Source organism: Pseudomonas azerbaijanoccidentalis (assembly GCF_019145495.1).
Lineage (GTDB): Bacteria > Pseudomonadota > Gammaproteobacteria > Pseudomonadales > Pseudomonadaceae > Aquipseudomonas > Aquipseudomonas azerbaijanoccidentalis.
In genome coordinates, this window is sequence record NZ_JAHSTU010000001.1 from 883,109 (window position 1) to 906,215 (window position 23,107).

Annotated in this window: 19 protein-coding genes; 11 read left to right on the top strand and 8 right to left on the bottom strand. The window is 61.2% G+C overall.

The window, feature by feature from the left end; translation table 11 throughout:
• Positions 1–70: 70 nt before the first annotated feature.
• Together KVG88_RS03640 and KVG88_RS03645 are read right to left on the bottom strand one after the other, a co-directional pair.
• Positions 71–2,182 carry a hybrid sensor histidine kinase/response regulator gene (locus KVG88_RS03640; RefSeq protein WP_217870355.1) on the bottom strand — a complete coding sequence of 704 codons (2,112 nt, stop codon included), beginning with the start codon at positions 2,180–2,182 and terminating at the stop codon, positions 71–73.
• A 268-nt stretch (positions 2,183–2,450) separates the two neighbouring features.
• On the bottom strand, positions 2,451–3,140 hold the full coding sequence (locus KVG88_RS03645; RefSeq protein WP_007987445.1) for a GntR family transcriptional regulator: 690 nt from the start codon (positions 3,138–3,140) through the stop codon (positions 2,451–2,453).
• Positions 3,141–3,280: 140 nt separating this feature from the next.
• Here KVG88_RS03645 and KVG88_RS03650 point away from each other — a divergent pair, with 140 nt between their 5' ends.
• From KVG88_RS03650 to KVG88_RS03680, 7 genes are all read left to right on the top strand, one after another.
• Complete coding sequence (locus tag KVG88_RS03650; RefSeq protein WP_150700645.1) at positions 3,281–4,366, top strand: ABC transporter ATP-binding protein; 1,086 nt, start codon at positions 3,281–3,283, stop codon at positions 4,364–4,366.
• A gap of 1 nt (position 4,367) precedes the next feature.
• Complete coding sequence (locus tag KVG88_RS03655) at positions 4,368–5,285, top strand: ABC transporter permease (RefSeq protein ID WP_217870356.1); 918 nt, start codon at positions 4,368–4,370, stop codon at positions 5,283–5,285.
• Positions 5,282–6,070, top strand: coding sequence for an ABC transporter permease (locus KVG88_RS03660; RefSeq protein ID WP_150700647.1), 789 nt, complete (start codon positions 5,282–5,284; stop codon positions 6,068–6,070). The genes KVG88_RS03655 and KVG88_RS03660 overlap by 4 nt, the downstream gene beginning before the upstream one ends.
• Before the next feature lie 17 nt (positions 6,071–6,087).
• Complete coding sequence (locus KVG88_RS03665; protein WP_412071238.1) at positions 6,088–7,137, top strand: extracellular solute-binding protein; 1,050 nt, start codon at positions 6,088–6,090, stop codon at positions 7,135–7,137.
• A gap of 147 nt (positions 7,138–7,284) precedes the next feature.
• The gene (locus KVG88_RS03670) at positions 7,285–8,481 is read left to right on the top strand and encodes an amidohydrolase family protein (protein ID WP_150700648.1); all 1,197 of its coding nucleotides are present in this window, start codon (positions 7,285–7,287) and stop codon (positions 8,479–8,481) included.
• A complete protein-coding gene (locus tag KVG88_RS03675) occupies positions 8,478–9,965 on the top strand; it encodes an amidohydrolase family protein (protein WP_217870357.1) in 1,488 nt (495 codons plus the stop codon). The genes KVG88_RS03670 and KVG88_RS03675 overlap by 4 nt, the downstream gene beginning before the upstream one ends.
• Before the next feature lie 12 nt (positions 9,966–9,977).
• Positions 9,978–10,640, top strand: a complete 663-nt coding sequence (locus tag KVG88_RS03680; protein ID WP_217870358.1) for a flavin reductase family protein — start codon at positions 9,978–9,980, stop codon at positions 10,638–10,640.
• 120 nt (positions 10,641–10,760) lie between these two features.
• Here the strand turns inward: KVG88_RS03680 and KVG88_RS03685 are convergent, their stop codons facing one another.
• From KVG88_RS03685 to KVG88_RS03705, 5 genes are all read right to left on the bottom strand, one after another.
• Positions 10,761–13,859 carry an error-prone DNA polymerase gene (locus KVG88_RS03685; protein WP_217870359.1) on the bottom strand — a complete coding sequence of 1,033 codons (3,099 nt, stop codon included), beginning with the start codon at positions 13,857–13,859 and terminating at the stop codon, positions 10,761–10,763.
• Entirely contained in the window at positions 13,835–15,250 is a 1,416-nt protein-coding gene (locus tag KVG88_RS03690; protein WP_217870360.1) for a Y-family DNA polymerase, read from the bottom strand. Before KVG88_RS03690 ends, KVG88_RS03685 begins: the two co-directional genes overlap by 25 nt.
• Positions 15,251–15,257: 7 nt before the next feature.
• A complete protein-coding gene (gene imuA / locus KVG88_RS03695) occupies positions 15,258–15,875 on the bottom strand; it encodes a translesion DNA synthesis-associated protein ImuA (protein ID WP_150700652.1) in 618 nt (205 codons plus the stop codon).
• The gene (gene lexA / locus KVG88_RS03700) at positions 15,875–16,492 is read right to left on the bottom strand and encodes a transcriptional repressor LexA (RefSeq protein ID WP_150700653.1); all 618 of its coding nucleotides are present in this window, start codon (positions 16,490–16,492) and stop codon (positions 15,875–15,877) included. Before lexA ends, imuA begins: the two co-directional genes overlap by 1 nt.
• Before the next feature lie 153 nt (positions 16,493–16,645).
• A complete protein-coding gene (locus KVG88_RS03705; protein WP_217870361.1) occupies positions 16,646–17,569 on the bottom strand; it encodes a LysR family transcriptional regulator in 924 nt (307 codons plus the stop codon).
• Between the two features lie 103 nt (positions 17,570–17,672).
• Here KVG88_RS03705 and KVG88_RS03710 point away from each other — a divergent pair, with 103 nt between their 5' ends.
• From KVG88_RS03710 to KVG88_RS03725, 4 genes are all read left to right on the top strand, one after another.
• Positions 17,673–19,415, top strand: a complete 1,743-nt coding sequence (locus KVG88_RS03710) for an amidohydrolase (RefSeq protein WP_217870362.1) — start codon at positions 17,673–17,675, stop codon at positions 19,413–19,415.
• Between the two features lie 107 nt (positions 19,416–19,522).
• The gene (locus tag KVG88_RS03715; RefSeq protein ID WP_217870363.1) at positions 19,523–20,260 is read left to right on the top strand and encodes a TorF family putative porin; all 738 of its coding nucleotides are present in this window, start codon (positions 19,523–19,525) and stop codon (positions 20,258–20,260) included.
• 194 nt (positions 20,261–20,454) lie between these two features.
• Positions 20,455–21,522 (top strand): phosphotransferase family protein, encoded by a 1,068-nt coding sequence (locus KVG88_RS03720; protein WP_217870364.1) that lies wholly within the window; start codon positions 20,455–20,457, stop codon positions 21,520–21,522.
• Between the two features lie 45 nt (positions 21,523–21,567).
• Positions 21,568–22,335, top strand: a complete 768-nt coding sequence (locus tag KVG88_RS03725; protein ID WP_150700658.1) for an SDR family oxidoreductase — start codon at positions 21,568–21,570, stop codon at positions 22,333–22,335.
• Positions 22,336–22,819: 484 nt separating this feature from the next.
• On the opposite strand, the gene KVG88_RS03730 is transcribed toward KVG88_RS03725, so the two are convergent.
• Positions 22,820–23,071, bottom strand: coding sequence for a DUF1652 domain-containing protein (locus KVG88_RS03730; protein WP_217870365.1), 252 nt, complete (start codon positions 23,069–23,071; stop codon positions 22,820–22,822).
• Positions 23,072–23,107: the final 36 nt, after the last annotated feature.

The window sequence follows — 23,107 nt, forward strand, 5'->3', positions numbered from 1 at the left end:
GGTCTTGAAATGGTTGTTGATCAAGATCAAATGACCGCAGCCTGCGGCAGCTCCTGCACAGGATGTGTGTTTACCCATTGAGCACGGTGCGCACCATTCGGGTCAGCGCATCCGGGCTATAAGGTTTGCTCAGCAAATGGGTGTCGGGGCTAAGCTGGTGATTGCGCGAAATAATGTCACGGGTATGCCCCGAGGTGAACAGCACGGCCACCGGCGGATCTTGCACCTTGGCCCAGGCGGCCAAGTCCGAACTCTTGATCAGGCCGGGCATGACCACATCCGTGAAAATCAAGTCTACCGCCACCCCTTCCAACAACATCTGCATGGCGACGTCGGCGTTGGCAGCGATCAGCACCTCATAGCCCTCTTCGCGCAACAGCTCTACTGTCGAAGCGCGCACCGCGTCATTGTCCTCCACCACCAGCACCCGTTCGTGACCGCCCTGCTGCTGCACGTCCGGCGCGAGGGTTTCATCGTCCATCGAACGCAAACTGCGTGGGAAATATAGCGCTACACGGGTGCCCTGGCCGACGACGCTGGACATCTCGATATGGCCGCCACTCTGCTTGACGAAACCGAACACCATGCTCAACCCCAGCCCCGTGCCCTGCCCGTCGGGCTTGGTGGTGAAAAACGGTTCGAAGGCCTGCGCGAGCACCTGCGGCGCCATGCCGCCGCCCGTATCGGCCACACAAACCCGCACGTAGTCGCCAGCCACAATGCCTTTACCTGCGCAGAACCCACGGTCGAGGCTGATGTTGTCGGCGTTCAGCTCGATAGTGCCCTCGCCCTTCATCGCGTCGCGGGCGTTGATTGCCAGGTTGAGGATGGCGTTTTCCAACTGATTGCGGTCGACGAAAATCCGCCAGGACTCGGCAGGCGTCGTCATGTGGACCTGCAAGGTTTCCCCCAGCGCACGCTGCAACAGTTCACTAAGACCGTCGAAAATCTGCTGGGGCGTGCAGATCGCCGGAGACAGTGGCTGACGACGGGCAAACGCCAGCAATTGCGAAGACAGCTTCGCGCCGCGCTCGACAGCGGCAATCGAAGCGCTGACCCGCCGTTGCACATTAGCGTTGTCCGGTTCGTGCCGGGCCAGCAGATGCAGGTTGCCGGCAATCACCTGCAGCAGGTTATTGAAGTCGTGGGCCACGCCACCGGTGAGGCCGCCAATGGCTTCGAGCTTTTGCGACTGACGCAATTGTTCTTCCGCCGCCAGCCGCGCTTCAACTTCATCCGCGACGCGCTGCTCCAGGTTGCGGGTGAACTTGAGCAAGGATTCTTCGGCGATTTTGCGTTCATGGATGTCGATCAGCACACCGGGGAAACGCAACGGCTCATCCTGCTCATCGAACTCGCAACAGCCGCTGGCCAACACCCACAGATAACTGCCGTCGGGGCGCAACACCCGATACTCGGCGTTGAACGCTGAACCGGTCTGCATCGATCGTTGGACTTGCTCCTGAACCCAGGGACGGTCGTCGGGGTGGATACGCGCTTCGGCCATATCCTGCGGCAGATTTTGCAGGCTTTGCCCGGCGGGATAGGAAAAGGTGCGGGCGAAGCGTTCATCGCCACTCAATACGTTGGACTTGATGTCCCAGACGAAAGAGCCGAGTAAGGCCCCAGCATTCAGCGCCAGGCGCACCCGCTCGTTATCGGCGCGATAGGCGTTTTCCGCCGCTTGGCGCAGACGCTCGGAAATCATGAATTCAGTGGTTTCGACCACCATCGCCATGACGCCGGCGGGGTAACCGTCGTCGTTGGCAACCGGGCTGTAGTAGAGGTCCAGCCAGACGTCTTCCGGAACACCGTCGCGCAGCAACACCAGTTCCTTGTTGCGAAAAGACAGGGTGCCGCCCGCCAGGCAGGTATCGACCACGTGCCGATTGAATTCGGCCACTTCCGGCCAACCCAGCTCCACCGGGGCTCCCAACAGATAAGGATGACGCCCGCCGGCAAACTCCGAGTAGGCGTCGTTATAGATCATGTAACCGGGCCGGCCCCAGAGCATCACCATCGGCAACGGTGAAGCGAGCATCAACTGCACCGTACTGCTCAGGCTCCTGGTCCAGTTGTCGATCGGCCCCAACTCGGTCCCGCTCCAGTCGAACGCACGAATGCGCTCGGCCATTTCGCCGCTCCAGCCGGAGCACCCATGGCTATCTTCTAGAAACTGCATCGGCTGACTTTACGCCCCGGTTATTGCACCCGTTTGTTTCGAGCATCGTGCACGCCATTCGTTTCATAGAGGTATAGCTGATTCTTGCCGAGCAGATTTCAAGGCTTTTGTAGCAGCTGCCGAGCCCGCGAGGCTGCGTTCGGCTGCGCAGCAGTCGTAGATTCGGCAAGCGGGGTTTTCCTGACGCACCGGGTTGTCAGTTTTTGCGACTGCTTCGCAGCCGAACGCGGCCTCGCGGGCTCGGCAGCTGCTACAGGCTTCCGGGAGCCTACACCTCTATCAAATGCTTGAGCGGGTTGTAACTGCTTTTGAGGGTGGCCGCCACATCGAGGATCGCCTTCTCGATGCCATTGAGGTGCATGCAGGTCAGCTCGATGGCCGCACTCTGGTTGCCCGCCTCAATGTATTCGATCAGCCGTAGGTGCTCGTCATCTCGACAAGCCTCATGGCTGTCGTCATCCAGCGCCGCGGCGTACAGCGAGGCACGGGAGATCAGTTTCTGGAACCAGTCCAGCAACACCGGGTTGTTCAGGCTGCGGGCGAGTTTGATGTGAAACTCGCCGAGCAGATGGATCAGCCGTTCGTGATCGCCGCTTTGATGCGCTTCATCTTCCAGCAGCAAGTGATCACGCAAGTCCTGGGTCACGGCGGTATCGCGACGACGGCACAGCTCACTGACGATGCCAATCTCGATCAAACGCCGGGTTTCGAACAGAGAACGGATCTCTTCGTCACTCGGCAACGACACCGACGCACCTTTGTTGGGCTCGGTGGTGACCAATCCATCGGCTTCCAACTGCTTGAGCGCGGCACGAACAGACGTGCGGCTGACATTGAACAACTCGGCCAGTGAAGCTTCGCCGAGCTTCATACCCGGACGTAGCGAACGCTTGCTGATCGCCTCGTAAACCCCTTGGTAGACGCGGTCTACCGTGGTTTCCAGTTTCTTTTCCGTCATTCATCAACTCCTTATGCCCAGTGCAACCAACCCTGGCGAATGAACAGCCATTGAAAAAGGGGCTTGCACAGGCAGATTAATCCGGGTATTTCTAAATTGCATCCAGATTTTGCATACAATAATTAGAGGAATGCACCATTATGGGTCATCCAGTTGCAATCGAAGTGCGTAACGTCTCCAAACGGTATTCCGACGATCCGGGGCTGGCTCCAGCGCTGGACAACGTCTCGGTGGACATCGCCGACAACGAATTCTTCACCCTGCTCGGTCCTTCCGGCTGTGGCAAAACCACCCTGTTGCGCACCATCGCCGGCTTCGAGCATGTCAGCGAAGGCGAGATTCGCCTTGCCGGCGAACCGGTCAACGACCTGCCGCCGTTCAAGCGTCGGGTCAACACGGTGTTCCAGAGTTACGCGCTGTTTCCGCACATGAGTGTTGCGCAGAATATCGCCTTCGGCCTCGAGATGCAGGGCCTTGATCGCAAACTGATCCCGCAGCGCGTCGACGAGATGCTGGCATTGGTGCAAATGCAACACCTGGCCAAGCGTAAACCGGCCGAACTGTCCGGTGGCCAACAGCAACGGGTCGCTCTGGCCCGGGCCTTGGCGCCGAAACCCAAAGTGTTGTTGCTGGACGAACCGCTGTCGGCGCTGGATCTCAAGCTGCGCAAGGAGATGCAGGTCGAACTCAAGCGCGTGCAGAAAGAAGCCGGGATCACCTTCATTTTCGTCACCCACGATCAGGAAGAAGCCCTGACCCTGTCCGATCGCATCGCTGTGATGTCGGCCGGGAAGATCCTGCAGATCGGCACGCCCAATGAAATCTACGAGCGTCCGCAGCATCAGTTCGTCGCGCAATTTATCGGCGATATCAATTTTTTGCCCGGTCACCTCAAGCGTGGCCAGCAAAACGAAAACCTGTTCGTGCCCAACGGCATGCCGGTGGAAATCCCCTGCCCGGCCCAAGGCTTCGACGGTTCGCGGGTGCAACTGGCGTTTCGTCCGGAGCGTTCTCAGCTTGTCGATCCAACGCAACCGCATCACCTGCGCGGCGTGATCGAAGCAGTGCTGTATGTCGGCACGGCCACGCTCTACCAATGCCGTTTGAATAACGACATCAAGGTCATGCTGCGCGAGAACAACGAAGGCCTGAACCACGGCCGGGTGGTCGGTGATCGCGTCGCGGTCAACCTGCCGCCCCACGCCTGCCTGTTGATGGAGGCCTGAGATGAGCGTCAGCAGCACTTCCCCAGCCCTCAACCGCGCGCTGCTGCTCAGTCCGGTGGTTTTGACCCTGCTGGCCCTGATCGCCATTCCGCTGGGCATCATGGGCTACATCAGCCTGCTGCCGCGCAACGTCTATGGCGGCGTCGACTGGCAGGCCGACTGGCAATTGCAAAGCTACGTGCAGCTGTTTTTCCAGGAAGGTTTTGACGGCGAACTGGAGCTGAACTGGGTCTACGCCCAAGCGCTGCTGCGATCAGTGTTCCAGGCCGGTGGCACCACGGTCCTGTGCTTCCTGTTCGGTTTTCCGGTGGCATTGTGGATGTCGAGCCTCACACCGCGCCGGCGCAACCTGATGGTTTTGCTGATCACCATCCCGTTCTGGACCAACCTGCTGATCCGCAACTACGCGTGGCTGATCATCCTGCGCGAACACGGCTGGGTCGCCCAGAGCCTCAACGCGCTGCTGCCCCAGGCCGGTGGCATCACCCTGCTCTACAACGACTTCGCGGTCAGCGTCGGGCTGGTCTACAGCTTCCTGCCGTTCATGATTTTGCCGATCTACTCGACCCTGGAAAAACTCGACTGGCGCCTGGTGGAAGCCGCCTACGACTTGGGGGCCAACCGCTGGCACGCGTTGCGCCGGATCATCCTGCCGCTGTCGATGCCAGGAGTGATTGCCGGTGCGCTGTTGGTGTTCGTGCCAAGCCTCGGTGCGTTCATCACTCCGGCGATTCTCGGCGGCGGCAAGACCTTGATGATCGGCAACCTGATCCAACAGCAGTTCGGCACCGCGCGCAACTGGCCGCTGGGCAGTTCGCTGTCGTTCCTGTTGCTGGGAATCATGTTGGTGTCGCTGGTGCTCTACGCCCTCTATAGCCGCAATGCCGCCAAGACCCAACGCCCAGGAGCCCAAGCATGATTGCCCTGCACCTGAAGAAACTGCCGCTGACCCGTGAAATCAGCCTGTTGATGCTGGCCTATCTGTACTTGCCGATCTTCGTGTTGATCGCCTACAGCTTCAACGCCAACCGCTCGGCAACGGTGTGGACCGAGTTCTCGTTCGACTGGTACGGACGCATCCTGGCCAACCCGTCGATCCAGACAGCGGCGCTGAACTCGATCATCGTCGCCAGCATCGCCACGGTCTGCGCCACCGCGATTGCCTTGCTCGCGGCACTGGCGACTTACCGGCCGTTCTACGGCCAGAAAATGGTCGAGGGCGGGATAAATCTGCCGCTGATCCTGCCGGAAATCGTCACCGCCGTGGCCACCCTGCTGCTGTTCATGGCGCTGGGGATCAAGCTCGGTTTGCTGACCGTGATCGTCGCGCACATCGGCTTCTGCATTCCCTTCGCTTACCTGCCAATCCGCGCGCGGCTCAATGACCTGGACAAGAGCCTGCTGGAAGCGGCGAACGATTTGTACGCCAACCCGTGGCAGGTGTTCCGCCGCGTCACGCTGCCGTTGCTGTGGCCGGCGGTGTTGTCCGGTTCGGTGCTGGCGTTTGTGGTCAGCCTCGACGATTTCATCATGACCTTTTTTGTCGCCGGACCGGGTTCCACAACCCTGCCGGTGTACATCTTCTCGGCGATCAAGGCCGGCGTGACGCCGGAGATCAATGCGATCTCGACCCTGATGCTGGTGATTTCCATCGTGCTGGTGGTGCTGGCCTTCTGGCTGGGACAGCGCGGCAAACAACAATGAGTCTGGAGCGTTCTCTGATGAAAAAAACCATGCGTTTCGCCGTTGCCGGTCTGGCCATGAGTTGCTTCACCGCGTTCTCTGCCCACGCTGCCGAGCCCAAGGAACTGTTCTTCTACAACTGGACCGACTACTACCCGGTCGAGCTGCTGGCCAAGTTTGAAAAGGAGACCGGCATCAAGGTCACCATGGACGGCTACGACAGCAATGAAACCCTGCTGGCCAAGTTGCAGGCCGGTGGCGCGGCATATGACGTGATCGTGCCGTCGCAATCGATCATGCGCACCCTGATCAACCAGGACCTGCTGCTGGAAATCGACGCTTCTGCCCTGCCCAACTTCCAGTACGTCAAACCGGCGTTCCGTGACCCGAGCTTTGATCCGGGCCGCAAGTTCTCGGCACCTTACCTGTGGGGCACCACCGGGTTCTCCTATGACAGCGCCCGGGTGCCTGGCGGCAAACTGGACGACTCGTGGAAAGAGTTCTTCGAACCGCGCAAGGAACTACAAGGCCAACTCGCCGCCCTCGACACCTCCAGCAGCGTGATCAATGCCGCCAGCCACTACCTGAACGTCGATGAGTGCAGCGAAAACCCGCAGGACGCCAAGCGCATTCTCGAACTGCTGCAAAAACAGAAACCGTTCCTGAAGATGTACAGCTCGGACAACACCGTCGACCGCATGGCCTCTGGTGAAGTGATCATGATGCAGAACTGGAACGGCTCTACAGCGCGGGCCACCTTGCAGAAGAGCACCATTAAATACGTATACCCGAAAGAAGGCCTGGCGATGTTCCAGGACAACTTCGCCGTACCGAAAAGCGCACCCCACCCCGGCAACGCCAAGATCTTCATCGACTGGATGATGAAACCGGAAAACGCTGCCGCCGTGTCCAACGCCATCGCCTACGACAACGGCATCCAGAGCGACAAGCTGATCGATGCCAAATGGCGAGTGATGGATGCGATCAACATGCCCGACGAATTCGCCTCACGCCTGCGCCCCGAGAAGGAATGCAGCAACAAGGCGCGGGAGTTGCAGGACCGGATTTGGGCGAAGCTCAAGGGCTGATCCGAGACCGAGTCGCGGCCATCGCTGGCAAGCCAGCTCCCACAGGGTTTGCGGGTGTTCACAAATTTTGTGATCAACACAAATCACTGTGGGAGCTGGCTTGCCAGCGATGAGGCCTCCAAGACACCACTGAATTTGAGGTACGCAATGAACCAACCCCGCTGGCTGCGCAACGTGCGCCCCTTCGGCGCCCCCGCCGAAGACTTGTTGATCGAAAACGGCCGGTTCAGCCAACGTCGCCCGGCGTCGACCGATGAGCTGCTGGCCACCGACATCGACGGCAAGAACCAACTGCTCACCCCCGCGTTGGTAGAAAGCCACGTGCACCTGGACAAAACCCTCTGGGGCCAACCCTGGCGCCCGAACAGCGCAGGTCCGACCCTCAAGGACTACATCGCCAACGAACGGCGCATCCTGCGCGAAGTCACCAGCCCCATCGCACAACGGGCCGGCGCGCTGCTGGAAAACTGCATCGCCCGCGGTTCGCTAACCATGCGCTGCCACGTCGACATCGACCCGGAATTCGGCTTGCGTCACGTCGAGGCCATGCAGCAACTGCGCGAAAACTACCGTGACCTGATCGACCTGCAACTGGTGGTGTTCCCGCAAACCGGCCTGATCAGCCGCCCCGGCACTGCCGAACTGATGCGCGAGGCCATGGCCCTTGGCGTGGAAAACGTCGGTGGCCTCGACCCTTGCGGCATCGACAACGACCCCATCGCGCAACTGGATTTCGTTTTCAAACTGGCCAGCGAGTTCGACCGTGGCGTCGACATTCACCTGCACGACAAGGGCGAGCTGGGCCTGTGGCAGATCGCGTTGATCGCCGACTACACCGAGCGTTTCAACCGCCAGGGCCGAGTGATGATCAGCCACGCGTATTGCTTGGGCATGCTGCCGTGGAGTCAGGTCAAACCGGTGGCCGAACGCCTGGCCGCACAGGGCATCTCGCTGATGAGTTCCGCCCCCGCCGATTGCGCGGTGCCGCCGTTTCTGGCCTTGCGCGAAGCCGGGGTGAATGTGTGCCTGGGGTCCGACGGCATCCGTGATGCCTGGTCGCCCATGGGCAATGGCGACATGCTCGAACGCGCAATGTTGCTGGCATTTCGTTTCGATTTGAACAAGGACGAAGAACTCGCGGCGGCGTTCGAGGCGGCGACGGTCAATGGCGCCCAGGCCTTGGGGAGCGAAGCTAATCGGCTGCAGATCGGCCAAGCGGCGGACTTCCTGCTGATGCCCGTACAAACGTTGGGTGAAGCGGTGGTTTCGCGGCCGCTACGTCAGGTGTATCGCGCCGGGCGCTTGGTTGCGGACGGTGGACGTTTGCTGGACAGCCGTTTGTGAAGCGCATCGGCTTGCGAGCCAGTTGCGTGGTCGGCTTCGACGGTGCGCAGCATGTTTTGTGGCGCGACGGCGAAGTAGTCTTCGCCGGTTCACGCATTGAGTTCGTCGGGCGCGGTTATGCGGGGCCGGTGGATCAGTGGATTGACTACGGCAACGCGTTGATCGGCCCCGGTTTCATTGATCTGGATGCCCTCGGCGATCTCGACTCCACGGTGCTGACCCTGGACAACGGCGACGAGCGCGACATGGGCCGGATGTGGTCGGCGGAGTATCTGGCGCGTGGGTCGCGGGAAAGCTACAGCCCCGAGGAAGAGGTCTTCAAATACCGCTACGCCTTCACGCAGTTGATCCGCAACGGCATCACCACGGCCATGCCGATCACTTCGATGTATTACCGCGAGTGGGCCGAAACCTACGATGAGTTTGCGGCGGTCGCCGATGTGGCAGCTGAACTGGGGCTGCGCACCTACCTCGGCCCTTGCTACATGAGCGGCATGAGTTACTGGCAGGCCGACGGCACCCTGGCCCACCACTGGGACGAAGCCCGGGGTATGACCGGGCTTGATGCCGCCGAACGGTTTTTCCGGGATTTCGACGGCTCTCACAATGACCTGATTCGCGGCGCGTTGCTGCCCGACCGCATCCAGACCTGCACACCCACGCTGCTGCAACGCACCGCTGCATTGAGCCGGGAATTGAACGCGCCAATGCGTCTGCATTGCTGTCAGGGCCTCGGCGAAGTGGCCATGGTCGAACAACTGCGCGGCACCTCGCCACTGGGCTGGTTGCAGCAGCTTGGGCTTTTGAACCCACGCAGTCTGTTGCCGCATGGCATCTACACCCGTGGTGATAACGACCTGCAACGCGTGGTGGATGGCGGTGCCAGCCTGGTGCATTGCCCGGTGGTGTTTGCCCGGGACGGCGAGGCGTTGAATTCGTTTGGCCGCTATAAGGCCAAGGGCATCAACTTCGCGTTGGGGACTGATACCTGGCCGGCGGACTTGCTGGACAACATGCGTCAAGGCTTGAACATCGCGCGGCTGATGGAAGGCGGTAATGCGCTGACCAGCACACTGGATATGTACAACGCCGCGACCCTCGGCGGCGCCAAGGCACTGGGCCGTGATGACCTTGGGCGTCTGGCGCCGGGGGCCAAAGCCGATATCACCGTCTTCACCCTGCGCGGGATGCATCTGGGGCCGCTGTTCGATCCGCTGAAAAACCTGCTTCTGGCCGGTCGCGGCGACGATTGCATCGCCAGCTACATCGATGGTCGCTGCGTGATGCACGAAGGTCAGGTGCAAGGCATCGACTACCCCGCCCTGCAACGCCAGGCCCAACAACAGTTCGAAAAACTCATGCGCAGCCATGCCGACCGGGCTTTCGGCCAACCGGACTGGAAAAGTCTTTTCCAACCGGCCATCCCGTTCGCCGACGAATTCAGTGCACAGGCGCCACTGTGCGCCATTGACCCTCTCCTTTAGAGATTTTTTCCTATGCAAAGCTTCGATTTCAGCCAACTGAGCCCTCGGGACAAATACAAGATTCTGATTGGCAGCGTGGTGCCGCGCCCGATTGCGTTGGTCACCACCATCGATGGCGAAGGCCGGATCAATGCCGCACCGTTCAGTTTCTTCAATGCGCTGTCGGCCGATCCACCGATCCTCGCCCTGGGCGTGGAAAACTATGGTGACCAAAGCCCCAAGGACACCACGCGCAATATCCAGCTCAATCAGGAATTCACCGTGAACATCGTCAGCGATGCGCTGGTGGAAGCCATGAACGTCTGCGCGGTGCCTTTCGCGCCCGGCTTCGACGAGCTGACCGCTGCCGGCCTTACAGCCATCCCCGGCACCACGGTCAAATGCCCACGCATCGGCGAAGCGCCGGTAGCGCTGGAGTGCCGACGGATGATGGCGCTGAACATCGGCCAATCGCGGGAGATCATCTTCGGTGAAGTGCTGATGGCCCATGTGCGCGATGAGCTGATCGACCCGAAAACCCTGTACATCGATCAACTGGGGCTCGATGCGATTGGCCGCATGGGTGGCCATGGTTATGCGCGCACGCGGGACTATTTCGATTTGCCGACGCGGTCGTTGCAGGCCTGGACGGAGGCGCCGGGCGGTGGCGAGCGGTTTTGGCCGATTGCCAAATAAAACGTACGTGATCTCTGTAGGAGCTGCCGAAGGCTGCGATCTTTTGATCGTGATCTTCGGTATCTCAAGGCAGCCAAAAGATCGCAGCCTTCGGCAGCTCCTACAGGGGGATGCGTGGCGTTAGTGAAAATCGCGGCTACGCACGCTGATGCCATCGAGCAGCGGACTCAAGTCGCTCAAGCGCCCGGCGATCAAATGCCGAACTTCGCCCTCTTTCTCCCAGCGCCCATCCACCTTGAGCAATTGCGAGCCGACCAGCACCTGCCGCTGCCGATCGGCCAGGTCGCGCCAGACCACCACGTTGACATTGCCGAACTCGTCTTCCAGGGTGACGAAGGTCACACCGCTAGCGGTGGAAGGGCGTTGGCGGCCGGTCACCAACCCCGCGACGCTGACCGGTCGACCGTGTTCGACCTCCAGTAACTCTTTCGAACTGCGGCAGCGCCGGGCTTTCAACTCAGCGCGCAATAACGCCAGCGGATGCGGGCCGAGGGTGGTGCCGACGCTGTTGTAATCGGCCCGCAGGTCCTCACCGACAGTGGGTTTTGGCAGCACGATGGCGCCCTCCTCCTGACTTGGCAGCCCGGCGAACAAGCCGAGCTGTTTCTGCACCCCTGCCACCTCCCAGCGTGCCCGATGACGATCACCGGCCAGCCCGCGCAACGCACCGGCATCCGCCAACTGTTCTTGGGCGCGAGCATCGAGTCGCGCCCGTTCACCGAGGTCGGCGATGTCGGCAAACGCACCTCTGGACCGCGCTGTTTCTATACGCCGGGCATCGTCCTCGCGAAAGCCCTTGATCATCCGCATCCCCATGCGAATCGCCGGTTGCGCGCCGGTCACCGGCTCCAGGCTGCAATCCCAGTCGCTGGCCCGCACGTCCACTGGGCGAATCTGCAAGTGATGGCGGCGTGCGTCCTGCAGAATCTGGTCGGGGCTGTAGAAACCCATGGGCCAACTGTTGATCAACGCACAGGCAAACGCCGCCGGCTCGTGGCATTTCAGCCAGCAACTGGCATAGGTCAGCAATGCAAAACTGGCGGCGTGGGACTCGGGAAAACCATAACTGCCGAAGCCCTTGATCTGCTCGAAAATCTGCGCGGCGAATTCTGCGGTGTAACCGTTTTTGTTCATCCCCGCCGCCAGCCGCTCCTTGTGCGGTTCGAGCCCGCCATGGCGTTTCCAGGCGGCCATGGAGCGGCGTAACTGGTCGGCCTCGCCGGGACTGTAGTCGGCAGCGACAATCGCGATCTGCATCACTTGCTCCTGAAACAGCGGCACGCCGAGGGTGCGCTTGAGCACAACCTCCAGTTCCGGTGACGGATAAACCTCCGGCTCTTCCTTGTTTCGCCGACGCAGGTACGGGTGCACCATACCGCCCTGGATCGGCCCGGGCCGCACGATCGCCACCTCGATCACCAGATCGTAAAAGGTCTTGGGCCGCAGCCTCGGCAGCATCGACATCTGTGCCCGCGACTCGATCTGGAACACGCCGATGGTGTCGGCGCGACCGATCATTTCGTAGGTGGCCGCATCTTCGGACGGGATCGTCGCCAGGCTCAGGTCGAGGTTTCGGTGACGACGCAAAAGATCGAAGCAGCGGCGAATAGCGCTGAGCATGCCCAACGCAAGAATGTCGACCTTGAGCAGGCCCACCGCGTCGAGGTCATCCTTGTCCCACTGGATGATGGTGCGCTCGGCCATGGCCGCATTTTCTACGGGCACCAGGCTGTCCAGCGGCTGCTCGGAAATCACGAAGCCGCCAGGGTGCTGTGACAGGTGCCGAGGGAAACCGATCAGTTGCCCCGTCAGGCTCAGCACCCGTCGCAACACCGGGCTCTCGGGGTCAAAGCCACCCTCAAGCAAGCGCTCCACGGGTGGGGTTTCGTCGCTCCAGTGCCCGCAGCAATCGGCCAGGGCGTTAATCTGGTCCGGTGGTAAACCCAGCGCCTTGGCCACGTCGCGCACCGCCCCCGCCGCGTGATAGGTGCTGACCACCGCCGTCAGCGCAGCACGGGCGCGGCCATAACGCTGGAACACGTACTGCAAGACTTCTTCGCGCCGCTCGTGCTCGAAATCGACGTCGATGTCTGGCGGTTCGTTGCGTTCTTTGGAAAGAAAACGCTCGAACAACAACGTGGTGCGATCCGGGTCGATTTCGGTGATGCCCAGGGCAAAGCACACCGCCGAGTTGGCGGCAGAACCGCGCCCCTGACACAGAATCTGCTGCTCACGGGCGAAACGAACGATGTCATGGACCGTCAGGAAATAGCTTTCGTAGCCCAGCTCGGCGATCAGCTCCAGTTCCTTGTCGATCTGCGCCAGCACCTCGCCTTTCGGACCTTTTGGCCAGCGCCACGCGATGCCCTTGTCTGTCAGATCACGCAGCCACGACGCGGCCGAATGCCCATCAGGCACCAGCTCCCGTGGATATTGATAACGCAATTGGCCGAGGTCGAACGTGCAACGCCGGGCAATGACCAGCGTTTCGTCGAGCAACGCTGGCGGATACAGGCTGGACAGGACGTCGAGGCTGCGCAGATGCCGCTCACCGTTGGGGTGCAGGCGCAACCCGGCGTCGGCCACCGGCAGGTGATGACGGATCGCGGTCATGGTGTCCTGCAAGGCCCGCCGTCCGCGCGCGTGCATGTGCACATCGCCGCTGGCCACCGCCGCAATCCCCAGTTCCCGGGCCAGGGCCAGCAGATCGCCGAGGCGCCGGCTATCGTCCTGGCAACGATGCAACTGCACCGCCAGCCACAGGCGTTCGGCGAAGACCTGTTGCAACCAGCGGCCCTGCTCGACGTCATTGACCGTGTCCGGCACCCACAACGCCAACAGTCCCGGCAAGGGTTCGCTGAAATCCTCACGCAATAGCCGGTACTGGCCTTTCTGCGTACGTCGCCGGGCGCGGGTGATCAATCGGCACAGCGCCTGATACCCCTCAAGGTTCTCCGCCAGCAGCACCAGTTTCGGGCCGTTCTCAATGCGAATCTCGCTGCCGATGATCAGCGGCAGCTCCACGGATTTCGCGGCTTGCCAGGCGCGGACGATGCCGGCCAACGTGCACTCGTCGGTGATTGCCAGAGCCTGGTAACCCTGTTTTTTCGCCCGTTGAAACAGCTCAAGGGCACTGGAGGCACCGCGCTGGAAACTGAAGTTCGACAGGCAGTGCAGCTCGGCATAGCCGGCACTCATGCGAACCAGCCTTGCAGCCACAACGGGCCATCCTCGCCCACCACACGATAGGCCCAGCCCTGCTGGCCGGTCCGGGTTTCGATGAGGTAATAATCACGCCGCACGTCATCGCCGTCCCACCAACCGGACTCGATCCGCTCCGGTCCCATAAGGATGCGGGTCGACCCTTCGTGCACTGTTTGCGGTTCGGTCAGCAGCCAACCCGGGCGCTGCACGGTCGCCAACCCGGCACAGGGCTGGCTGTCGGCTCTAGCCTGCCAGGCGCACTCGGGACGGTGATCGGCTTGAAAGCGCAGGCCATGCACCGCGTCATCCCCCAGCCGCGCACGCAGGCGTTCGCGCAGTTGCTCCCAGGGCAAGGACTGCTGCGGACGATCGTCGAACAGTTCTTGATACTGGGGCACGAAGGCCGGCAAATCTTCAGCGCGCAGGCGAAAACCGCGCACCGGTGCCGCGACTTGAACCTGTTCCAGCCGCCCCCGGGCCAGCTCGAACAGCATCGCCGGATCGCGCTCGGCGCTGAGCAGGCCGACCTTGATGATCGTGTCCGCTAAACCGGCATGCTCCAGGTGCAGGTCAAAACGCTGCACGCCGCTGTCCCGGCCACAAAGGAACGCAGAGAGATCACCGGTCAACCGACGCAAGGGAAACAGCAAGGCCTGATGGGATTGCACATCGAAATTGAGTTCGATGCGCACATCGAAGCGATCCGGCGGCAGATAGAACGCCAGCGCCAGCCGCCGCAAACCCGACAAGGTGTCCAGATGCCTGAGCACTTGGGCCTCGAAACGCCGGGCCAGGCTGTGCCGGGGCAAGGCCTGCACCTGACTCAGGATGCGCAGCCCCATGCGCGACAGTGCCGTGGCGACGCAAGCCTCCAGGCCAATGCGGTCGATGGGCATTTGACCGAGGTGATACTGCAAGGCTTGGTCATCGGGCACCACCAGACCGTCGTAGGCGTTGGCCAGCATTCGCGCCGCCGCCGGGTTGGGCGCCGCGACGATGCGGTGCCGAAAGCCCAGTTCGCCCAGCTCCGTGCGCAGGCGCGCTTCCAATTGTGGCCAGTCGCCGAACAGACCCAGGCTCGATTCGATTTCAAACACCAATGCCCGCGGGTAATGCACGCTCACCTGGGAACTGAACCGATAGGCCCAGGCCGCCAGAAACTGCTGCCAGTGCTCGATGTCGGCCACGTCGTACTCGGCGGTGGCAAAGCCCTTGCTCAGCGCTTGCGCGGCACTCATGGACTGGCCGGGGCGCAGGCCCAAAGCGCGCGCCGGGCCGTTGACCGCTTGCAGCATCCGCCGCTGGGCCGGGCCGGTCAGCAGCGCAAGCGGCTCGTCGGGGTCGGCGCGCTGACGCAGTACGGCGTCCAGCGCCAATTGCGGGAAAAGAATGCAAACCCAGCGCATGGCAACCTCAATGCCCCACGGCGAAGGCAATCGGCGCCGAACGGGCCAACCCGCCCCGGCACTTGAGCACGCGCAGCTGCGCCGGTTTGGCATCGATGGCGATGCGCAGTGCCGCGGGCGAAGGGTTGACCGCTTCACTGAGCGAGCGATAGGCAAACGCCAGGGTCTGGCCGGTTTCCGCCGCCACCTGCAAACGACGCAAGGCGCGATCATCGGCCTTGTGCGGCCAGCACAGCACCGCGCCGCAACTGCCCGAACGCAGGCATTGTTCCGCGGCCCACAGCGCATCGCGCTCGCTGGCCTGGATAATCGACAACTGGCGCAGATCGACCCCGGCGCTCTGCCAGGCTTGGGGATAGGGCACGTAAGGCGGCGCCACCAGCACGATACGTTCGCCTGCCGCCGACAACCGCGCCAGCGCCGGCCATACCAGTTGCAACTCACCGACGCCCTGCCCGGTCAGCAGGATTTCGGTCAGCGCCGCCTCGGGCCAGCCGCCCGTGGGCAGCGCCGCGTCCAGCACAGCATGCCCGGTGGGTTGCGGGCTGACCGCCGGTGGCGCAGGCCGGCCTTTCCAGACCTGGCCGCCATTGAACAGCGTATCCAACGCAACGACGGCGCCCATCAGCCTTGCCTCACCAGGCCGCAGAACACGCCTTCGATCGCCAGGTCCCGGTCGGCTTCGACGATGATCGGCTGATAAGCCGGGTTGCGCGGCAGCAGGCGCACGGTGTCGCCGACCCGCTCGAAGCGCTTGATGGTGACTTCGCCGTCGAGGCGCGCCACGACGATCTGGCCGTTGAGCGCTTCGGGGTTGCGGTGCACGCCCACCAGATCACCGTCGAGAATGCCGTCCTCGATCATCGAATCACCGCGCACCCGCAGCATGTAGTCCGGCACCCGCGAGAAGATCGACGGATCGAGCAGCAGGCGATTGTGGATTTCGGCATCGGCCCCGATCGGCGCACCCGCCGCTACCCGGCCGAGGACCGGTATGTCCAGTAACTCGGGGCGTGGCGGTTGCCCGAGCAGGCGAATGCCCCGGGCCTGATGCGGGTTGACCTCGATAAACCCGGCTTCGGTGAGCGCCAGCACATGCTTGCGCGCCACGCTGCGGGAGGCGAAGCCGAACGCCTCGCTGATTTCAGCGAGGCTCGGAGACTGACCGTGTTCGGCGATGCGCTCGCGAATAAAAGTCAGGATGGCGGTACGGCGGGGAGTCAGAGTCGTCATGGAGTACATTTGTACTCTTTTGGCATTTTCCTGGCAAGGACTTGTGTAGGAGCTGTCGAGTGAAACGAGGCTGCGATCTTTTGACTTTGCTTTTTAAAGACAAGATCAAGAGATCGCAGCCTCGTTTCACTCGACAGCTCCTACAGGGGAGTGAAAATCCGGTCAGTCACTGCTCAACCCACGAGACGCCAGAAACCCCGCGATGTAATCGATAAACGCCAGCACTTTGGCCGTCGCCCGCCGATGGCTCGGGTACACCGCCAGAATGTGCGGACCAAAGCTGTCCGGGTCGATATCGTAGTCGGCCATGACCCGCACCAGTCGCCCGTCAGCGATGTACGGCGCGGCACTCCACAACGGCGTATGCAGCAGGCCGCGTCCGGCCAGGGCATTGGCCAGCAGCAAGTCGTAATTGTCGCTGCGCAGACGTGGCGCCAACGGTTGTGGCAGGCTCAGGCGCTGCCCGTCACGCTCGACCCACCAGAATTCGCGGCTGAGCAACGGATGGCGGTACAGCAGCCATTCGTGGTCATCGAGGGTTTGCGGCGTAACCGGCAGCCCCTTGCGCGCCAGGTACGCCGGGCTGCCGCACAGCGCCAAGCGGTTGCTGCCGACCACGCGGGCGATCAACCCCGGCAAGTCGTCATGGCCTTCGCGCAACGCCAGGTCGTAGCCGCTCTCCAGCAAATTGACGAACTCGTCGCACAGGTCCACTTGCAGGTTGATCTGCGGGTATTGCTCAAGAAACCCACCGCAGACTTGGTCCAGAAAAGCCTGCCCGTACGCCAGCGGTGCGGTGATTTTCAGGCTGCCACGCAAGCCATGCTGCAACTGCTCGATTTCCTCGCCCGCCTCATCCAGGCGCTGCAACACCTGCCGCGCAGTTTCCAGATAGAGCCGCCCGGATTCGGTGAGCAAAATCCGCCGAGTGCTGCGCTCGAACAACCGGGCGCCCAACTCCGCCTCCAGGTGGTTCACCGCTTTGGTCAGTGCCGATGGAGTCTTGCCTAACTGTTCGGCTGCGCGACTGAAACTGCCCAGTTGCGCCGTGACCACGAACATTTTCAGTGCACCCAGCTTGTCCATACTTTTTCCATTCAGGCAAAAACGTTTTTCGTGAGCGAGGCGTTCTGCCGCGCGCCGCAACCCACTAATCTGGCCATCAGACGCAATAACAAGGAAACATTCAATGAAAAGATTCATCCCGAACCTATTGATGGCCGCTGTGAGTTTTGCCTCGTTGGAAGCCATGGCAGCGACTGACCTAGTGTTGGTTAACGGCAAGATTTTCACCGCCGACCGCAATCAGCCCCAGGTTCAGGCGCTGGCCATTCAGGACGGCAAAGTGCTGCAAGTGGGCAGCGATGCACAAATAAAAGCGTTGATCGAATCAGGAACAAAGGTCATCGACCTGGGCGGCAAGACCCTGATGCCAGGTCTGATCGATACCCACTCCCACGCGATTTTCGGTGGACTGGAGATGGTATCGGCCAATATGGAAGATGAGGTCGTGGACCTCGACGAGCTGGAAAAACGCCTGCGTGCCTGGCGTGACGACGGCAAGGCGCGGCACGGCGATGTGCTGAGCATCGCCGGCATGAGCTCGGCGTACTGGGCGCAGGCCGAAGCGCTGGGCAAGAAATTCAACAGCGGCGAATGGGCCAAGGTGCCCGTGGTCTTCACCGGCAGCGACCATCACACGGCCTGGGCCAATGATGTGATGCTCAAGCGCGCCGGCATCGATGCCGCGCTGATCAAGTCGTTGCCGGCGGCTGAAGACGGCACCATTGGCAAGCTCAAGGACGGCACGCCCAACGGGTTTCTGGTCGATGCGGGCTGGGATCGGGTCGCGTCGAAAATGCCGTCGCCGAGTGCCGCCGACATGCTCGAAGCAGCGCAAACCGCCGTGAGCTACAACAACAGTGTGGGTATCACCGCATGGATGGACCCGGCCGCCAACGCCGCCCCCGGCGAGCCAATCTTCGCCCTCAAGCCCACGGAGAAAACCGTCGGGGTGCTGCCGGTGTACAAGGCATTGGCGGAAAGCGGCGGCATGACTGCCCACATCGCCGCATTACTGGTGGCCAATTCGAAAAGCGTACCGGCCGATCTCGACACGCTGGACAAGGTCCGCCAGCAATTTCAGGGCATTCCCAACCTGACGCTGCCCGGCATCAAGATCTTCGCCGACGGCGTGATCGAGTACCCGGCGCAGAGCGCGGCGATGATCGACCCTTACAGCAACTCGCACAAACAGGGCGAACTGCTGATCGATCCCAAGCATTTCGGTGAACTGGTCAGTGCCATCGACCAACGCGGCTGGCTGGTGCACATCCACGCCATCGGTGACCGTGCCGTGCGTGAATCATTGAACGGCATCGAGCAGGCGCGCAAAGACCGCCAGAGCGGCGTGACGCACTCCGTCACTCACCTGCAAATGGTCAACCCGAAAGAGTTTGCCCGGTTCAAGCCGCTCAACGTCATCGCCTCAATGCAATTGCTCTGGGCCGCTGCCGACGACTACACCACCGACATGATCAAGCCTTACGTCAGTGCCCTGGCGTTCCGGTACCAATACCCGGCGCACTCGCTGCTCAAACAGGGCGCGACCATCGCCGGTGCCAGCGACTGGCCGGTGTCGTCACCGAACCCGTTCAACGCCATGGCCCAGGCCATGACGCGGGTCGGCCCGCTGGGCGTGCTCAACGCCGATGAACGCATCGACCGCGAAACCATGTTCTACGCCTACACCCTCAACGCGGCGCGCACGATTGGCCTGGATAAAACCATCGGTTCGTTGAGCGCCGGCAAACAGGCCGATTTCATCGTTGTGGACCGCGACGTGTTCAGCGTCGATGAAAAAGCCCTGCACGACACCCAAGTGCTGCAAACCTGGTTCGCCGGCCGTCAGGTCTACGCACCGACTCTCTAATAAAAACCGCAATTACCGCGCTGCCCGACCTCGTGCTTTAAGCACGAGGCCCGGCGCAGCCTTGCCTCGCATCTGCCCATAACAATCACAATATCGGGACGTCTCTCATGAAAGCCTTCACCCTGTTCGCCCTCGGTTCTTTGTCTTTGCTGCCCTTGAGCAGCCAGGCCATTACCTTGAACGATGATTTCTCACTGTTGCTGGACGCAACCCTGGCCAGCGACTACCGCACCCGCGGCATCTCGCAGACCCAGAACGACCCGGCCATTCAAGGCGCTGTCACCCTGGCCCACAGCAGTGGCCTGTACCTGGGCGCGTGGAGTTCCAACGTCGATTTTGGTGGGGGCCTGAAAACCCGTCAGGAAGTCGACTACTACGCCGGCTGGCTGTGGCAAGCCACCGATGACGTCAGCCTTGACCTTGGCTATCTCAAATATTCGTACCCGAAGGAGAGCCAGTTCAATCAGAGTGAGGTCTACGGCATTCTCAGCGTCTACGGGGTGCAACTGGCGGCCTATTATTCCGATGATGCGCCAGGCATCGACAGCAAGCAGAACTCGCTCTACACCTATGTCGGCTATGAAACCCAATTGCCCTATGACACCGGCCTGAAGCTGCGTTACGGCAACATGGACTTCAAGGACCCGTACCTCTACTCAAGCTCGGGCGAGGCCGAAGATTCGTACCGTGAATGGGAGGTCAAGTTGACCCACGAACTGGCCGGCCTGATGCTGGGCCTGAGCTATATCGACACCGACCTGTCGAAGAGCCAATGCGCCAGCAACTGGGGCTTCGATGACGTTTGCAGTGCGACAGTGGTAGCGAGCGTCAGCAAGTCGTTCTGACCCGCGTCCCGCCTGTGAGCAAGGATGCTCCGGGCGTCATGGAGGCCGATCCGATGCCCGCGCTGACACATCAGGATCACTGATTATCCGGCAACACGCTAACCTATAAGACCGCGTCGTGCTTGTGGCTCCAAAGGCGCACCATTAGATTAGCCAATGATGTCTGGCCTCCAAAATAAGCAGAAGGGATAAGCATGGCGCTTACTGACCAGTCCACCCGTATCCGTACCGGCGAAGAACTCGATGCCAGCCTCATCGATCCATACCTCAAGGCCCACATTCCGGGCTTGAGCGGCTTGCCACAAATCAGCCAGTTCCCGGGCGGCGCGTCGAACCTGACCTATTTGCTGGAATACCCCGAGCAGGAGTTCGTCCTGCGTCGGCCGCCGTTCGGCCACAAAGCCAAATCCGCCCATGACATGGGCCGCGAATTTCGCATTCTCAATCAATTGCGCGACGGTTTTCCGTACTGCCCGAAAGCCTATGTGCACTGCACCGACGAATCGGTGATCGGCGCCGAGTTCTATGTGATGGAGCGGGTCAACGGCATCATCCTGCGCTCGGAACTGCCGCCGGAACTGGGGCTCGACTCAGCGAAAACCGAAGCCCTGTGCAAGAGTTTCATCGACAAGTTCGTCGAACTGCATCAGGTCGACTACAACGCTTATGGCCTGGGCGACCTCGGCAAGCCTGAAGGTTATGTGGCGCGGCAGATCAAAGGCTGGAGCGAGCGCTACGAAAAAGCCCTGACGCCCGATGCGCCGCTTTGGGAAGTGGTCAAGGCCTGGCTCAATGACAAGATGCCGGCCGATCATCCGACGTCCAGCATCGTCCACAACGATTACCGCTTCGACAACGTCATCCTCGACCCGAACAACCCGATGCAGATCATCGGCGTGCTCGACTGGGAACTGACCACCCTCGGCGACCCGCTGATGGACCTGGGCAACACCCTCGCCTACTGGATCGAAGCCGGTGACCCGGCGCCGGTGCAGATGATGCGCCGTCAGCCGAGCCACGCGCCGGGCATGCTGACCCGCCGCGAATTCGTCGACTACTACGCCCAGCGTTCGGGCATCCAGATCGACAATTTCGATTTCTACTACACCTACGGCCTGTTCCGCCTGGCCGGCATCGTGCAGCAGATTTACTACCGATTCTTCCATGGCCAGACCCAGGACAAACGCTTCGCGCAGTTCATTCACATGAACAAACTGCTCGAGCAGATGAGCCTGCAGGTCATCAATAAATCCAGCCTCTGATTCAGCATCTGGCCCCATAACAAGACTTCATTACAAGGGAATCCCATGTCCAAGACTCAGTTGTTCGACCTCGACGGCAAGATCGCATTCGTCTCCGGGGCCAGCCGTGGCATCGGCGAGGCCATCGCCAAACTACTGGCCCAGCAAGGCGCCCACGTGATCGTCTCCAGCCGCAAGCTTGACGGTTGCCAGCACGTGGCCGACGCGATCATCGCCGCCGGCGGCAAAGCCACCGCCGTGGCCTGCCACATCGGTGAAATGGAGCAGATCAGCCAGGTCTTCGCCGGGATCAAGGAACAGTTCGGTCGCCTGGACATCCTGGTCAACAACGCCGCCACTAACCCGCAGTTCTGCAACGTACTGGACACCGACCTCAGCGCCTTCCAGAAAACCGTCGACGTGAACATTCGCGGCTACTTCTTCATGTCGGTTGAAGCCGGCAAGCTGATGCGCGAAAACGGTGGCGGCAGCATCATCAACGTCGCGTCGATCAACGGCGTTTCGCCGGGGATCTTCCAGGGCATTTATTCGGTGACCAAGGCTGCGGTCATCAACATGACCAAGGTGTTCGCCAAGGAATGCGCACAATTCGGCATCCGCTGCAACGCGTTGCTGCCGGGCCTGACCGACACCAAGTTCGCTTCGGCGCTGGTGAAGAACGAGGCGATCCTGAACACCGCGTTGCAGCAAATCCCGTTGAAACGCGTGGCCGACCCGAGCGAAATGGCCGGCGCAGTGTTGTACCTGGCCAGCGACGCCTCCAGCTACACCACCGGCGTTTCGCTCAACGTGGATGGCGGCTTCCTGTCCTGATCTACCACAATTCCTGTAGGCGCTGACGCAGGCTGCGATCTTTTGATTTTTCAAGATTGAGATCAAAAGATCGCAGCCTGCGGCAGCTCCTACGGGAAAGCATCAGGCGACCCGGGCTTACTGGGTAATACAGCGAGTAGTAGTGGTGACGCGTGTCACCTCGCCGTTTTCGCCACGCACATCGCCCATGACGTCGGTTTTATCCAAGGTCTGGCAAGTGCGTTCTGGCGGAGGGGGTGGTGTGACGGGTGGAGGTGGTGGCGGACTGGCGCAACCACTGAGGATCGCTGCGCAAAATGCCAGCGACAGAGGTGTACAAACGCGTTTCCCAAGATTTTTCATAGGTTGACCCGCGATAAGTGATCGACACCTTTTTGTGACAACGGAACCCGCGCGCAAAATCCGCGGACCTGTCACAAAAAAATTGTTCGCGTATCACTTATAGCCCAATCAGTGACCAACGCCATGAAAACCTTGGCAGTTCTTACATCACCGGATCGGGTCGATGCAGGGTATTACTCTGCAATTCATAGCGCAGTTCCTCGATCAGGGCCGCTGCGGCTTCGGCCGATTGCAGCGTCGCCATGTTCAAGCCACTCACCACCAGGTCCACCCGCCCCGAAACCGGGTGGTAGAGTTTGACTGTCAACGAATGGTCACCGGTGATGCTGCACTCACAGGCGAGCGGAGAAAAACTGTGCTCGATCAGCGTCCGCAACTGGGCCAGCGTAATCATTGCGATTGACCCTGGCGCTGTAATCCGTGGTGTTGC